A 13,526-nucleotide genomic window follows, 5' to 3' on the forward strand; every position below is an offset into this window, starting at 1 on the left:
TCACCGCCACGAGCCCGGCGATGAGACCGGGGAGCCAGGCGAAGGGTCCCGCGCCGGGTCGGACCATCGCCGCGACGACGGCGAGAACGCCGAGGGCTCCCAGGATCACCGCCCCGATACCGGATCGTCTGCGCTCCAGGATCCCGGCGACGGCGGCGACGACGACGAGCACGACGGCGATCCCCGTGATCAGGGCCGCCTTGTCCCCGGTGCCGAACAGCGCGATGGCGGTGTCCTTCGCCCAGCTCGGTGCGAGATCGATGAGCCCGCTCCCGATCACGGCGAACGGGCTCGCGCTCGGCTCCACCACCGCGGCGACGAGCTCCGCCAGGCCGACGGCGAGGAACGACGCGCTCAGGCCGGCGGCGGCTGCCCGGAGGGTGTCCCGCCGCGTCTCTTCCCCCCGCGTCGCGTGCATCGCGTTCGTCATGACCCGAGGGTAACCCCGCCGCGGATGCCGGGGGCGCATCCGCGGCGGGGTCGGCGGCGCCTCTCAGAGGCCGTTGCGGCGCGCGACCTCTCCGAGCCAGGCGAGCGACGGCTTCGGCGAGCGCTCGAACGTCTCGTGGTCGAAGCCGATCAGGCCGAACGTGGGCCGGAAGCCGCTGGCCCATTCGTAGTTGTCGAGCGCGCTCCAGTGCTGGTAGGCGCGCACGTCGATGCCGTCGGAGATGGCGCGGTGCAGTCCTTCGAGCGCACCCTGCGTGTAGGCGATGCGCCGCGTGTCGTCAGCGGTCGCGATGCCGTTCTCGGTCACGAGCACGGGCACTCCCCCGCTGCGCTCCCAGGCGCTGCGCACTCCCATCTCGAGCGCCTCGGGGAAGAACTCCCAGCCGGTCAGCGTGGTCTCCACATCGTCCGCCACCGGGCGCGGGCCCTCGGGACCGATGAAGGTGCGGGTGTAGGCCTGCACGCCGACGAAGTCGTCGCCGGCCGATTGGTCGAGGTACCAGTGGTCGCGGGGGTCGCCGTACGCGGCGAGCATCTCGTCGGCTCCCGGCTCTCCCGTGGAGTGGAACGCCTGCGTGGCGATGGTCCATCCGGCCTTGACACCGGGCACCGAATGCAGGATCTCCGATGCGCGGTGGTGCGCCTCGAGCAGCGTGTCGGCGACGGCGAGGTCGGGGTTCGGGAGGCCGTAGGCGACGAGGTTCGCCGCGTCCTCTCCCCCGGCCAGCATCGCCGCGATGTTCGGCTCGTTGATCGTGCACACGTAGTCGATGCCGTCGAGGATCGGCAGCACGGTCTCGACGTAGCGGGCGAACAGATCCACCGCGTCGTCGGCACGCCAGAAGCCGTCCTTCTGGAACCACTGCGGCACCGTGAAGTGCATGAGCGTGACCGTGGGGTCGAGCCCGTTCTCGCGCGCGGTGTCGATCATGCGACGGTAGTGGTCGAGCATCGCCCGGGAGACGAAGCCGCGCTCGGGCTCGATCCGCGCCCACTCCACCGAGAACCGGTAGGAGTTCAGCCCGGCGGCGGCGAGCAGCCGCATGTCCTCCGGGTAGCGGTGGAAGTGGTCGGCGGCGTCACCGGAGGGCTCCACCATGGGCGAGCCGGGCGCGTGTTCCATCGCCCACCAGTTGCTCGTGGTGTTGTTGCCCTCCACCTGGTGGGCCGCTGTCGCGGCACCCCACAGGAAGCCGTCGGGGAATGCGAGCACGAGTGCTCTCCTCTCTCTTTTGTTGAAGTCGTGACGGTCAGCGCAGGCGCGCGGGATTGGGCACCGCGTCCAGCAGCTGGATCGTGTATGGATCCTCCGGATGCTGCAGCACCTCCGAGGTCTCACCACGCTCGACCACCCGGCCGCCGTTGAGCACCAGGATGTTCTGGGTCACCAGGCGCGCGCTCAGCAGGTCGTGCGTGATGTAGAGCATGCTGATGCCCCACCTCTCGCGCAGATCCTCCAGCAGAGCCAGCACCCCGGCGCGCAGCGAGACGTCGAGCATCGAGACGGGTTCATCGGCGATCAGCACCTGCGGGTCGCTCGCGAGCGCCCTGGCGATCACGACGCGCTGCCGCTGCCCGCCGGAGAGCTGGTGCGGCAGCTTGGCCGCGAACTGCTCGACGGGCGTGAGGCCGACCGTCTCGAGCAGTTCGAGCACTCGCGCCCTGGCCTCTGGCCCGCGCAGCGTCGTGTAGTTCATGACCGGACGGGTGAGGGCGTATTCGACGGTGTGCAGCGGGTTGAGCGCCGCATACGGATCCTGGAACACCATCTGCACGTCCTTGCGCAGGTCGCGCAGTCCACGGCGTTTGAGCGTCGCGACGTCGACATCGCCGAAGTGCACCGTACCGGAGGTCGGCTTCTCGACGCCCGTCAACATCTTGGCGATGGTCGACTTGCCCGAGCCCGAGGCGCCCACGAGTGCCAGGGCCTCCCCCGGTTCGAGCCGGAACGACACGTCGTCGACCGCGGTCACGGCGTCCTGCCCACGTCGAGGGGCCGGGTAGTGCTTCGAGACGCCCTCCACCACGATCGCCGCATCCGCACGACGGGTGTCGCGCGACGACACGGTCGGCAGCGTCTCGGTGACGTCGGTCCGCGCACGTCCTTCACGACGGCGGGTACCGGCGTCGAGGAAGCCGGGGATCTCGATCTTCTCCGCGCGGGGGTCCGCGTAGTGGCTGAGGAGCATCCGGGTGTACTCGTCCTGCGGGCGCTCGAGGATGTCGATGCTCCTGGCGTCTTCGACGATGTGCCCTTCGTGCATCACCATCACCCGGTCCGTCGCCTCCAGCACGATGCCGAGGTCGTGACTGATGAGGATGGCGGTGAAGTGCTCGGCCCGCTGCAGCTCCTTGATCGTGTCCATCACCGCGTGCTGCACGAGCACGTCGAGCGCCGTGGTGGGCTCGTCGAACACCATCAGCTGTGGTTCGAGAGACAGCGCGAGCGCGATCGAGGCACGCTGGCGCATACCGCCGGAGAGCTCACCCGGGTAACGGGCGAGCACCGACGCGTCGAGGCCGACCTTGCCGATGAGCTCACGGGCACGCGCATCGCGGGCGTCCTTGGGCACGTGTCCGTGCGCCGCGAAGATGTCGCGGAAGTGGTTGCCGATCGTGCGCACGGGGTTGAGGGCGTTCATGCCCGACTGCAGCACCATGGCGAATCCGCCCTGACGCTGACGACGCAGCTCCTCGGCATCCAGCTCGCGGATGTCGCGCCCGCCGAAGAGGATGCGCCCAGCGCTGATGCGCGCCGGGGGCTTCTGCAGTCGCGTGAGGGCGAAGCCGAGGGTCGACTTGCCCGACCCCGACTCGCCGACCAGACCGACGAACTCGCCGCGGCGGAGCGAGAACGACACGTTCTCGACCGCGGTGACGGGCTTCGTGCCCGGCGAGGCGTATTCGACGGACAGCCCCTGCACCTCGAGCAGGATGTCGTTCTCCGTGGTGGTGGTCGCGGGTGCCATGGCGGTCATCGACCCTTCCCCTCTCGCAGGCGCGGATTGGAGATGCCGTCCACGCCGAAGTTGATCAGTGTCAGGCTCAACGCCAGCAGTGCGATGCACAGACCGGGGGCGAACAGCAGCAGCCACTGTCCGGTGAGCAGGGAGTTGGAGTTCTGCGCCCAGTAGAGCATGGTGCCCCAGCTGACGATGCTGGAGTCGCCGAGGCCGAGGAACTCCAGGCCTGCCTCCGCCAGGATCGCGGCCGTCGCCGCCCCGAAGAGCGTGCCGGCGATGATCGACGTCATGTTGGGCAGGATCTCGCGGAAGATGATGCGCGTCCTGCTGTCGCCCGAGAACTGCGCCGAGGTGACGAAGTCGTTGCCGCGCAGCGACTGCGTCTGGCTGCGGAGCACACGGGCGCCCCAGGCCCAGCCGGTCACCACGATGACCGCGATGATCATCAGGATGCCGCCGTTCTGCAGGTACGCGGCGATCACGATCATGAGCGGGAGTCCGGGGATCACCAGGAAGAGGTTGACGATGAAGCCGACCACCTCGCCGGCGAAGCCGCGCATGTAGCCCCAGCTGAGACCGATGAGCACCGCCACGATGGTCGACAGGATGCCGGCGGCGAAGCCGACGAGCAGGCTGACCTGTGCGCCGTAGATGAGCTGGCTGAGCACGTCCTCCCCCGCGGCCGTCGTGCCGAGCCAGTGCGCCCACGACGCATCGGCGTTGCGCTCGAAGGTGTTGTCCTTCGCGCCGTAGGGGGCGAGGACGGGGGCGAACACCGCCACGAGCACGAAGAAGGCGAGGATGCACAGTCCGAGCCGTGCCTTGCCATTGCTCCAGAGGGTGGCGACCATGCGTCCGAAGGCGCGCCATGGGCTGGGCGCGGCGATGCGCTCGGCGGGGATCTTGACGTTCATGGTGGAAGTCATCGGCGGGTCCTTGGGTCGAGTACCCCGTACAGGATGTCAACGAGGAAGTTGGCGATGAGCACGCTCACGGTGATCATCAGGAAGAGCGCCTGCATGAGCGGGTAGTCCTGCCCGATCACGGCGTTGAAGAGCAGATAGCCGATGCCCGGATACCCGAACACCTGTTCCACCAGGATCGATCCACCGACCACACCGCCGAGCGTGAGCCCGAAGCCGGTGAGGTTCGGCAGGATCGCGTTGCGCGCGGCGTAGCGGAGGGCGATCGTGCGGCCGTGCAGCCCGTTCGCCTCGCCGAACGTGATGTAGTCCTCGCCGAGCGTGTTGATCATGGCGTTGCGCATGCCGATGATCCAGCCGCCCAGGGAGGTGAGCAGGATCGTCAGGGCCGGCAGGAACGCGTGGCTGAGCAGGTCTCCGAGGAACTCCCAGGTGAACCCGGGTGTCGTGGTCGCCGAATAGGCGCCGGTGGTCGGGAACCAGTGCAGCACGTAGCCGAAGAAGAACAGCAGCAGCAGCGCGGTCCAGAAGTACGGGAACGTGCTGAGGAACGAACCGGTCAGCGTCGGGAGCGTGTCGAGCCAGGTGCCGCGACGCCAGGCGGCAGCGACGCCGATGAGCGTGCCGATCACGAACGCGAGGATCGTGACGATGCCGACGAGCCCGATCGTGTACGGCAGCGCCGTGGACACCATGCTCGACACCGACTGCGGATAGAACGTGTACGAGACGCCGAAGTCGAGCCGGACGACCTGGCCGAGATAGGCGATGTACTGGTCCCACAGCGATCCGGTCGGAACCCCCAGCTGCGCCTCGATGGCTGCGCGCGTGGCGTCCGACACCGGCCCGTTCTGGGACAGCTTGGCGATGGCGGCATCCGCCGGGGAGCCGGGCATCATGCGCGGGAGGAAGAAGTTCAGGGTGACCGCGGCCCACAGCGTGAGCACGAACAGGCCGAACTTCTGGAGCACGTACTTCACTTGTCGTCCTCCTTCACGCGCTCGAGCCGGGTGAAGATGCCCAGCGGCGCGGAGTCGTAGTTCTGCGGGATCATGTACGGGTCTTCCTCACTCGGCCAGCCGGTGAACTTGGCGTCGCTGAACAGGCCCCAGATGCCGCCGTAGTAGAGGCCGATCACGGGCATCTCGTCATAGACGACGCCCTGCAGCTCCTTCACGATCTCGGCCTGGCGGGCGGCGTCGACGGTCTCGCGATACTCGGCGAGCAGTGCGTCGACCTTGTCCGACTTGTAGCGCTCGAAGTTGTTCGCGGTCGGCTTTCCCGACGGCACGTAGAACTCGCTGGAGAGCAGGTTGTTGTAGGCCTGGTACACGTCGCCGTTGCCCATGCCGCCGATCGCCATCTCGAAGTCGCCGTTGCTGATCGCGCTCTGATATCCCGCGGGCTGCGGAAGCTTGAGCGTGACCTTCACGCCGACGTCGGCCAGCTGGCTGCGCACGGTCTGCGCCGCCCTGGTCCAGTCGGAATACCCGTTCGCCGTGGTCAGCGCGAACTCGAGCTGCTCGCCGTTCGCGTCGACGAGACGGTCGCCGTCGAGGGTGTAGCCCGCGTCGGCGAAGGCGGCGAGAGCGGCATCCTCGTCCTGGGTGATCATGCCCTGATCGGGGATGCTCGGATCGAGGTACTGCTCCTGGTTCGGCAGGATGAGACCCGTCTGGCCCGCCGGCTTCATGTATCCCTCGGAGGCGGTCTCGGCGATCTCCTCACGATCGAGGGAGAGCGCGATGCCGCGTCGCACGTTCACGTCGTCGAAGGGCGCGACCTCGAGGTTCGGCATCAACGCGATCACGCCGCCGGGCGGGAACCACCACGCGTTGTGCTCGCTCGCCGCGCCCCAGGTGCCCTCGACGTCGGAGATGAAGGAGTAGGCCCAGTCATAACCGCGGGTGACGGTGTCGAGCTGCGAGTTCGTGGCGGGGAGGATGATGTGCTCGATCTCGATCGAGTCGGCCTGCCAGTAGTCGGGGTTCTTGTCCATCGAGTACTGCTGGTCGTTGTAGTTGCCGAGCACGAACGGCCCGGTTCCGACCGGATCCTCGTTGCGATACGTTCCGGGGTCCTTCACATCGGACCAGAGGTGCTCGGGCACGATCATGGTCTGACCGAGGATCGCCAGCGATGGCGCGTCCTCGGTCTTGAGGTGCAGGATCACGTCGCTGCCCTCGGTCTCGACGCTGTCGAGGTGCTGCCATGCGCCCTTGATGTCGAGCGACGGGTTGTCCTTGAGCAGCTGGAACGTGAAGGCCACGTCCTCGGGCGTCAGGTCTTCGCCGTCGCTCCACTTCACGTCGTCGCGGATCGTCATGACGATCGTGCGCGCGTCGGGCTGACTCCATTCGGAGGCGAGCCACGGGTTCTGCGTGCCGTCGAGCGGATTGATCAGGATCAGCGGCTCGTAGATCCACCGCGACGCGGTGCGCGTGTTGGTGAGGTACGGGTTGAAGTTCTTCGTGAAGAACGGGTTGCCCTTGTCGGCATTGATCAGCATCGTGTCGGCACCGATCGACGGATCGGGTTGGGACGTGATCTGGATGCTGCAGCCGCTGAGGGCGACCGCCACGGCCGCGAGGCCCACGATCGTCGCTCGGCGCCAGCGCTGCATCATGCGCCGTCCCGGTGTTCTGCCACCTGACATCTGCCACCTCATGTCGTCTCTGTCATGAAGGGCGCCCCTGCCGGACCACCGGAACTTCGGAACACCCGCACGGCCTGCGCCGTCTCAGGGCGGTGTGCACCGCCTCAGTGATTGTAAGCGCATACATTTTGCGATCGCAACCCCTTGACACGGGCGCGCCGACCATGGCCGCGCCGTTCAGACGGGGCGCTGAGAGCTCTCGCGCAGCAGGATCTGGAGGGGCAGCCGGGCGACCACCGGGTCGGCTTCCGCGTTCTCCAGCCGCCGGGCGAGCACCTGAACGGCCGCCCGGCCGAGGTCGATCATCGGCTGACGGATCGTGGTCAGCGGAGGCTGCGACAGCGCGGCGGCCTCGATCCCGTCGAAGCCCGTCACCAGCACGTCGTCCGGCACGCGGATACCGGCGCCTCGGAGCACGTCGAGCGCTCCGAGCGCCATCTGATCGTTCGCGGCGATCAGCGCGGCCGGCACCCCCGCGGCGAGAAGCTCCTCGGCCGCGCGGCGCCCCGATGCGCGGGTGAAGTCACCGCGCAGCACGGTCACGTCGTCGAGCCCACCACCGGCAGCCGTCACGGCGGCCGCGAACCCCTCCCAGCGCTGCAGGCCGTCCGGCGAATCCGCGGGCCCCGCGAGGAACGCGAGCCGCCCGTCTCCCACCTGCACCAGCACGTGCCTGGTCAGCTCACCCATCGCCTCGGCGTTGCTCACCGTGACGTGGTCGTAGTGATCGCCGCGGGGAGGACCCGAGAGCACCACCACGGGGATGCGCCGCGCCAGCCGGGCCAGCACGTCGTCCGGCACGCTGCTCGCGAGGACCATGAGCCCGTCCACACGGCCCGCCATGTCGCGCACGGTAGAGCGATCCGGGTCGTCCCGCCCGACGCCGACCATCAGCACGAAACCCTGCTTCCAGGCCTCCAGCTCCGCACCGCGCAGCACCTCGTCGAGAAACAGCATCGAGGTGTGCCGGCCGTCGGATTCCACCTCGTCGCGGACGATCTCGAACGGCGGTGCGTCGGCGTCGGCGGCGGAGAGCGCGTCGAGGGGCGGAGCATCCTCGGCGGCGTCGAACCCCGGGAAGTACAGCCCGAGCACCCCGGTTCGACGCTCGGCGAGTCCGCGGGCGCTGCCGCTGGGCACGTACCCCAGCGCGGCGACGGCGTCGAGCACGCGCTCACGGGTGACCGGGCGCACCGCATCCGGCGAGCGCAGCACACGCGAGACCGTGGCGATCGAGACGCCGGCCCGATCGGCCACGTCGTACACGGTCGCCGCCTTGCTCACGGTCACGCTCCTCCGGAGCGGGCGGCGAGGGCGGCCTGATAGAGGTCGCGGGAGGAGAGACCCGTGAGGCCGGCGACCTCGGAGGCGGCGTCCTTCAACCGGATGCCGTCGGCGACGAGCTTCTGCACCTGCGCGAGAGCGTCTTCCGGGGAGGCATCGCGGTGCGCCGCCCCTTCGACCACGACGACGATCTCACCCTTCACGCCGTCCTCGGCCCAGGCGACGAGTTCCGATGCTGTGCCGCGGCGCACCTCCTCGTACAGTTTCGTCAGCTCTCGGCACACCGCGATCCGCCGGTCGTCGCCGAATGCCGCCCCCATGTCGGCGAGGGAGCTCGCGAGGCGGGCGGGCGATTCGAAGAAGACCATGGTGCGGGGTTCGGCCGCCAGCGCGCGCAGAGTCGAACGCCGCTCCCCCGGCTTGCGCGGCAGGAACCCCTCGAACGTGAAGCGGTCGGTGGGCAGGCCCGAGATCGCGAGTGCCATCAGCACCGCGCTCGGCCCGGGGATCGCGGTCACCGTGACGCCCTGAGCGACCGCTTCGGCGACCAGCCCGTAGCCGGGGTCGCTCACGGTGGGCATCCCGGCATCGCTCATCACCACGATGTCGGTCTCGGCCGCGAGAGCCGCCAGCTCGGCGGCCTTCTGCTTCTCGTTGTGGTCGTGCAGGGCGATCAGGCGCGGGCGATTCTCGATCTGCAGGGCCTTCAGCAGACGTTGCGTGGTGCGGGTGTCTTCGGCCACGACGACCTCGGCGTTCTCCAAGACCTCCACGAGACGGCGCGACGCGTCGCCGAGATTTCCGATCGGAGTGGCGGCGAGGATGATCACCCGCCCAGCTTAGGCGGGCCGGATGCAGCCGACCGAGAAGGCCGGTTGTCTAGGCTGGAGCGGTGACCGCGCCCGTGCCCCTGCTTCCCGCTCCCGATGAGCGGTTGACGCGCTACGGGCGACTGCGTGACCGCCTGCTCAACGCCCCCGACTGGGGACGCGCGATCCGGTGGCTCGCACCCCTCGTCATCACCGCGATCGCCGCCCTCCTCCGGCTGATCAACGTCGCCCATCCGCATCAGCTCGCTTTCGACGAGACGTACTACGTCAAAGACGCCTGGTCGCTGTGGACGCTCGGCTACGAGGGCACCTGGGGCGAGAACGCCAACGACGCCTTCGTCACGCTGCAGCAGCTGCCGCTGTCCGAACAGGGCGCGTTCATCGTGCATCCGCCGCTCGGCAAGTGGCTCATCGCGCTCGGCATGGCGATCGGCGGGCCGGACAACAGCGCCGGCTGGCGACTCGCGACCGCGGTGCTCGGCAGCGCCTCGGTGCTCCTGGTCTACCTGATCGCGCGACGGCTCAGCGGTTCCGTGATCGTCGCGAGCGTGGCCGGGACGCTGCTCGCGATCGACGGTCTCAGCATCGTGATGAGTCGCATCGCCCTGCTCGACGGCATCCTGACCTTCTTCGTCCTGCTGGGTGTGCTCTTCGTGATCATCGACCGGCAGCGGACGATCCCGGTGCTCGAGAAGCGCGATCCCGACACCCCCGATCCGTTCTGGGGTCCGGTGCTCTGGCGTCGTCCGTGGCTGATCGCCGCGGGAGCCGCCCTCGGCGCGGCGTCGGCCGTGAAGTGGTCGGGGCTGTACGTGCTGGCGGGCTTCGGCCTGTACGTCGTCGTCACGGATGCGCTCGCCCGCCGTCGCGCGGGAGTGGTGCTGTGGCCGACCGCGGCCGCGTTCCGACAGGGGCCGGTCTCGTTCGTGCTGCTCGTCTTCCCCGCCCTGGCGGTGTACCTGATCAGCTGGACCGGCTGGCTGGTGACGGCAGGGGGCTATGACCGGCAGAGCGACCCGAACCCGCTGATCGCGCTGTGGAAGTACCACGAGTCGATGCTCGGCTTCCACGTCGGCCTCACTCGCGGGCACCCCTACGCGAGTCCCGCCTGGGAGTGGCCGTTCCTGCTGCGCCCCACGGCGGTCTGGGTCGACTCCGACCCCGCGGGCTGCGGGACGGATCACTGCATCGGCGTGATCTCGGCGATCCCGAATCCGCTCATCTGGTACGCGGGCGTGGCCGCAGCGGTCTACCTGCTCTACCGCCTGGTGCGCGGCTGGATCACCCGGCAGCCCGTCGGCCCGGAGCTGAGCATCCCCCTGGTCGGCCTCGCCGTCACCTACGTGCCGTGGCTGATGTTCCCCGACCGCACGATCTTCCAGTTCTACACCGTCGTGATGATGCCGTTCCTCGTGCTCGCGCTGGCGATGACACTGCGGATCATCGCCGGGCGACGCGAGGATCCGCTGCACCGCCGGCAGTCCGGCGAGCGCACCGTGATGATCTTCCTCGCGTTCGTGGTGCTCGTGTCGGCGTTCTTCCTTCCCCTGTGGACGGGGATGAGCGTGCCATACGAGTTCTGGCTGGTGCACAACTGGCTGCCCGGCTGGGTGTGAGCCCGCCTGACGCACCACGGCGTCCCTCAGACCGCGAGTGACTCCACGATCTCGTCGAGCGTGCGCCCGAACGCGAAGCGGTACCAGTCCAGGGCGTCCTCGCCGGAGAGCTGAGCGACGTGACCGTCCTCGCCGCTGAACGACCATCGCGAGGTGCCTGGGGGCCAGGACGCCATGGTCTCCGGCTGCGGAACCTCCGTCGACGCGGATGGCGGCAACGGAGGAAGGCCGTGCGCCTGCCGTCCACGCGCCCCCACAGCCGTCGCGAGCCAGAGCTCGGCGAAGGCGCGGGGACGCAGCGACGCGATCGGTGCGGGGGTCTCCGCGCGGTAGACGACCGTCATGGAGTCGGAACGCACGACGACCCATCGCTCCCCCGCGGCGAGGAACCGACAGCGCGCGTCGGAGTGCAGGTCGATCGTCGCGCCGAGCCGCGCGAGCGCGCCGACGGCCGGTGCCGAGAGCAGCTTCTCCGGAACCTCCCGCTCGCGGCGGCGCTGTTCCGCCTCCAGGCGCTCGGCCGCGAGCGGCGCGTACTCCCCGCTCAGGGCATCCCGATTCGCCGCCGCGCCCGCCGCCAGTCGCCCGTGCAGCCACTGCGGATCGAGCTGCAGGAAGTAGCGGAAGACGACCGGGATCGGCGACGCCGACCCTCGCAGTCGGCGGTTCCTGACCAGCAGACGCACACCGTGGTCCACCGACCACACCGCCGACACGGTGCCGTCGACGACGGCGACCCACGACCATCCGCGGTTCTCGATCTCCGGATGCGTCGCCTCGAGCAGATCTGCCAGGCGCGTGCCGCCCGGAAACGACAGGCGGCGCGCATGGGAGGACATGTCGTCGCCCATCGCGACGCTGTCACGGTCGAGGTCCACGAGCACAGGAGCAGCGACCATGACGACGATGCTAGCGGGATCACCGTCGCCCTAGAGCACCTCGTCCGCGGCGACGTGCTCGACCAGCGGGAGCACACGGCCCGAGAGATGCGTGCGCATCGCGATCGACGAGGCGGTGCGCGCGACTCCCGGCACCAGGGCGACCCGATCGAGCACCTCCTGCAGCCGCGTGGCATCGCGCGCCACCAGCCGCAGCTGCATGTCGCTGGCCCCCGTGACGGTGTGCATGTCGACGATCTCGGGGACGGCATCCGCAAGAGCCGTGGCGACGTCGTCGTGCCCCACCTTCTGATCGATCTCGACCAGGCAGAACGCGACGACGCCGTAGCCGAAACCCGCCGGATCGATCCGCGGCACGATCGCCTCGATCACCCCGCCCTCGTGCAGGCGCGCGAGCCGGCTCGTCGCGGTGCCGCGCGCGATCCCGAGTCGCCGTGCGCACTCCAGGATCGGTAGCTGCGGCGACTCCGTGAGCAGGCGGATGAGCTGGGCGTCGAGGCGATCGATGCGCATCGCTACTCCCGTGGGACGCCGGGCCGGGCCACGCTCCTGGTCGCCCGGGCGACGAGGAGGAGGACGGCGGTGAGACCCAGCGTGAGCAGCAGCTGGATGCGCGCGGCCTCATCGATCATCGCGAGGGCGATCACCGCGGCGAGCAGCACCAGGCACAGCCACGACAGCCAGGGGAAGCCCCACATACGCATCGGCATCGCCTCGCCGGCACGATCCGCGCGACGGCGGAGGATGATCTGCGCCACCGCGGTGGCGGTCCAGATCACGAGCAGCGTCGAGCCGACCACGTTGAGCAGGGCGGGCAGCACCACGTCAGGGAAGGCCCAGTTGAGCCCGACCGTGACGAACCCGAACGCCACGGAGGCCAGCACGGCGACGAACGGCACGCCCTTGAGGCTCGTGCGGGTCGCGGCCAGCGGGGCGAGCCCGCGCTCCCCCAGCGAATACGCCATGCGCGAGGCGCCGTAGATGTTGGCGTTCATGGCCGACAGCAGCGCGATGATCACGATGAGGTCCATCACCAGACCGACGCCGGGCACGTTCAGCGTCTCGAGCACCGCCGAGAAGGGCCCCGCCTTCACGGCGGGGTCGTTCCAGGGCAGCACAGCCACGATCACGAAGATCGATCCGACGTAGAAGACGAGGATGCGCACGAGCACCTCCCGCACGATGCGGCGGATGTTGTGGGCGGGATCGTTCGACTCCGCGGCGGCGATCGCGACGACCTCGGTACCTCCGAACGCGAAGACGACGATCAGCAGGGCGCCGGCGATCCCGGCGATGCCGTTCGGTGCGAAGCCGCCGTTGTCGACCAGGTTCGCGATGCCGGTCGCCGGCACACCGGGGATCAGCCCGACGATCGCGCACACCCCCACCACGAGGAAGGCGATGATCGCCGCGACCTTGATCGCCGCGAACCAGAACTCGAAGCGGCCGTAGTTACGCACCCCGAACAGATTCACCGCGGTGAGCGCGACGACGAAGATCAGCACCCACACCCAGGCCGGGATGCCCGGCGTCCAGTTGGCCACGATCGCACCGGCACCGGTCGCCTCGGCGGCGATCACCACGACCAGCTGGATCCAGTAGAGCCAGCCGACCGCGCTGCCGGCGCTGCGTCCCATCGCCTTCTGGGCGTATGAGCTGAAAGCACCCGAGCTGGGCCGGGCGGCGACCATCTCGGCCAGCATGGCCATCACGAGCACGACGATGCCGCCCGCGACCAGGTACGACACCAGCACGGCGGGCCCCGCGATGCTGATCGCCTGACCTGATCCGACGAACAGCCCGGCGCCGATCGCACCTCCCAGCCCCATCATCGAGATCTGGCGGCGGGTCAGGCCCGGGTGCAGGCCCTTGGTGGTCGTGGTGGTCGGGGGGATCTCGGTCATG

11 protein-coding genes and 1 pseudogene are annotated in these 13,526 nt (G+C 69.2%); 1 reads left to right on the forward strand and 11 read right to left on the reverse strand.

Annotation, left to right across the window (positions count from 1 at the left end; genetic code table 11):
* The 8 genes and pseudogenes from B2869_RS11410 to rsmI form a co-directional block, all read right to left on the reverse strand.
* Positions 1-430: pseudogene (locus tag B2869_RS11410) on the reverse strand (oxidoreductase); the annotation flags it as partial.
* 63 nt (positions 431-493) lie between these two features.
* Complete coding sequence (locus tag B2869_RS11415; RefSeq protein ID WP_021199905.1) at positions 494-1,663, reverse strand: glycoside hydrolase family 1 protein; 1,170 nt, start codon at positions 1,661-1,663, stop codon at positions 494-496.
* A 37-nt stretch (positions 1,664-1,700) separates the two neighbouring features.
* A complete protein-coding gene (locus B2869_RS11420) occupies positions 1,701-3,428 on the reverse strand; it encodes an ABC transporter ATP-binding protein (protein WP_021199906.1) in 1,728 nt (575 codons plus the stop codon).
* Positions 3,425-4,339 (reverse strand): ABC transporter permease, encoded by a 915-nt coding sequence (locus tag B2869_RS11425; RefSeq protein WP_021199907.1) that lies wholly within the window; start codon positions 4,337-4,339, stop codon positions 3,425-3,427. The genes B2869_RS11420 and B2869_RS11425 overlap by 4 nt, the downstream gene beginning before the upstream one ends.
* Positions 4,336-5,316, reverse strand: coding sequence for an ABC transporter permease (locus B2869_RS11430; protein WP_021199908.1), 981 nt, complete (start codon positions 5,314-5,316; stop codon positions 4,336-4,338). The genes B2869_RS11425 and B2869_RS11430 overlap by 4 nt, the downstream gene beginning before the upstream one ends.
* On the reverse strand, positions 5,313-6,992 hold the full coding sequence (locus B2869_RS11435) for an ABC transporter substrate-binding protein (protein WP_292766546.1): 1,680 nt from the start codon (positions 6,990-6,992) through the stop codon (positions 5,313-5,315). The genes B2869_RS11430 and B2869_RS11435 overlap by 4 nt, the downstream gene beginning before the upstream one ends.
* Before the next feature lie 177 nt (positions 6,993-7,169).
* Positions 7,170-8,282, reverse strand: coding sequence for a LacI family DNA-binding transcriptional regulator (locus B2869_RS11440; RefSeq protein ID WP_292766548.1), 1,113 nt, complete (start codon positions 8,280-8,282; stop codon positions 7,170-7,172).
* Entirely contained in the window at positions 8,279-9,106 is an 828-nt protein-coding gene (gene rsmI, locus B2869_RS11445) for a 16S rRNA (cytidine(1402)-2'-O)-methyltransferase (protein WP_292766550.1), read from the reverse strand. The genes B2869_RS11440 and rsmI overlap by 4 nt, the downstream gene beginning before the upstream one ends.
* 62 nt (positions 9,107-9,168) lie before the next feature.
* On the opposite strand from rsmI, the gene B2869_RS11450 reads away from it, so the two are divergent.
* Positions 9,169-10,722 carry a dolichyl-phosphate-mannose--protein mannosyltransferase gene (locus B2869_RS11450; protein WP_292766554.1) on the forward strand — a complete coding sequence of 518 codons (1,554 nt, stop codon included), beginning with the start codon at positions 9,169-9,171 and terminating at the stop codon, positions 10,720-10,722.
* A gap of 26 nt (positions 10,723-10,748) precedes the next feature.
* Here the strand turns inward: B2869_RS11450 and B2869_RS11455 are convergent, their stop codons facing one another.
* From B2869_RS11455 to B2869_RS11465, 3 genes are read right to left on the reverse strand one after another with little or no spacing between them, the layout of a single operon-like run.
* Positions 10,749-11,621, reverse strand: coding sequence for a hypothetical protein (locus B2869_RS11455; protein ID WP_292766557.1), 873 nt, complete (start codon positions 11,619-11,621; stop codon positions 10,749-10,751).
* A 30-nt stretch (positions 11,622-11,651) separates the two neighbouring features.
* Positions 11,652-12,134 carry an Lrp/AsnC family transcriptional regulator gene (locus B2869_RS11460; RefSeq protein WP_021199914.1) on the reverse strand — a complete coding sequence of 161 codons (483 nt, stop codon included), beginning with the start codon at positions 12,132-12,134 and terminating at the stop codon, positions 11,652-11,654.
* 2 nt (positions 12,135-12,136) lie between these two features.
* The gene (locus tag B2869_RS11465; protein WP_231494457.1) at positions 12,137-13,525 is read right to left on the reverse strand and encodes an amino acid permease; all 1,389 of its coding nucleotides are present in this window, start codon (positions 13,523-13,525) and stop codon (positions 12,137-12,139) included.
* Position 13,526: the final 1 nt, after the last annotated feature.

Source organism: Microbacterium sp. UBA3486 (assembly GCF_002377845.1).
Taxonomy (GTDB): domain Bacteria; phylum Actinomycetota; class Actinomycetes; order Actinomycetales; family Microbacteriaceae; genus Microbacterium; species Microbacterium maritypicum_A.

Coding starts and splice junctions, on each gene's coding strand:
- B2869_RS11465 (WP_231494457.1), bottom strand. CDS start 13,525: ATGACCGAGATCCCCCCGACCACCACGACCACCAAGGGCCTGCACCCG.
- B2869_RS11420 (WP_021199906.1), bottom strand. CDS start 3,428: ATGACCGCCATGGCACCCGCGACCACCACCACGGAGAACGACATCCTG.
- B2869_RS11460 (WP_021199914.1), bottom strand. CDS start 12,134: ATGCGCATCGATCGCCTCGACGCCCAGCTCATCCGCCTGCTCACGGAG.
- B2869_RS11425 (WP_021199907.1), bottom strand. CDS start 4,339: ATGACTTCCACCATGAACGTCAAGATCCCCGCCGAGCGCATCGCCGCG.
- B2869_RS11435 (WP_292766546.1), bottom strand. CDS start 6,992: ATGTCAGGTGGCAGAACACCGGGACGGCGCATGATGCAGCGCTGGCGC.
- B2869_RS11455 (WP_292766557.1), bottom strand. CDS start 11,621: ATGGTCGCTGCTCCTGTGCTCGTGGACCTCGACCGTGACAGCGTCGCG.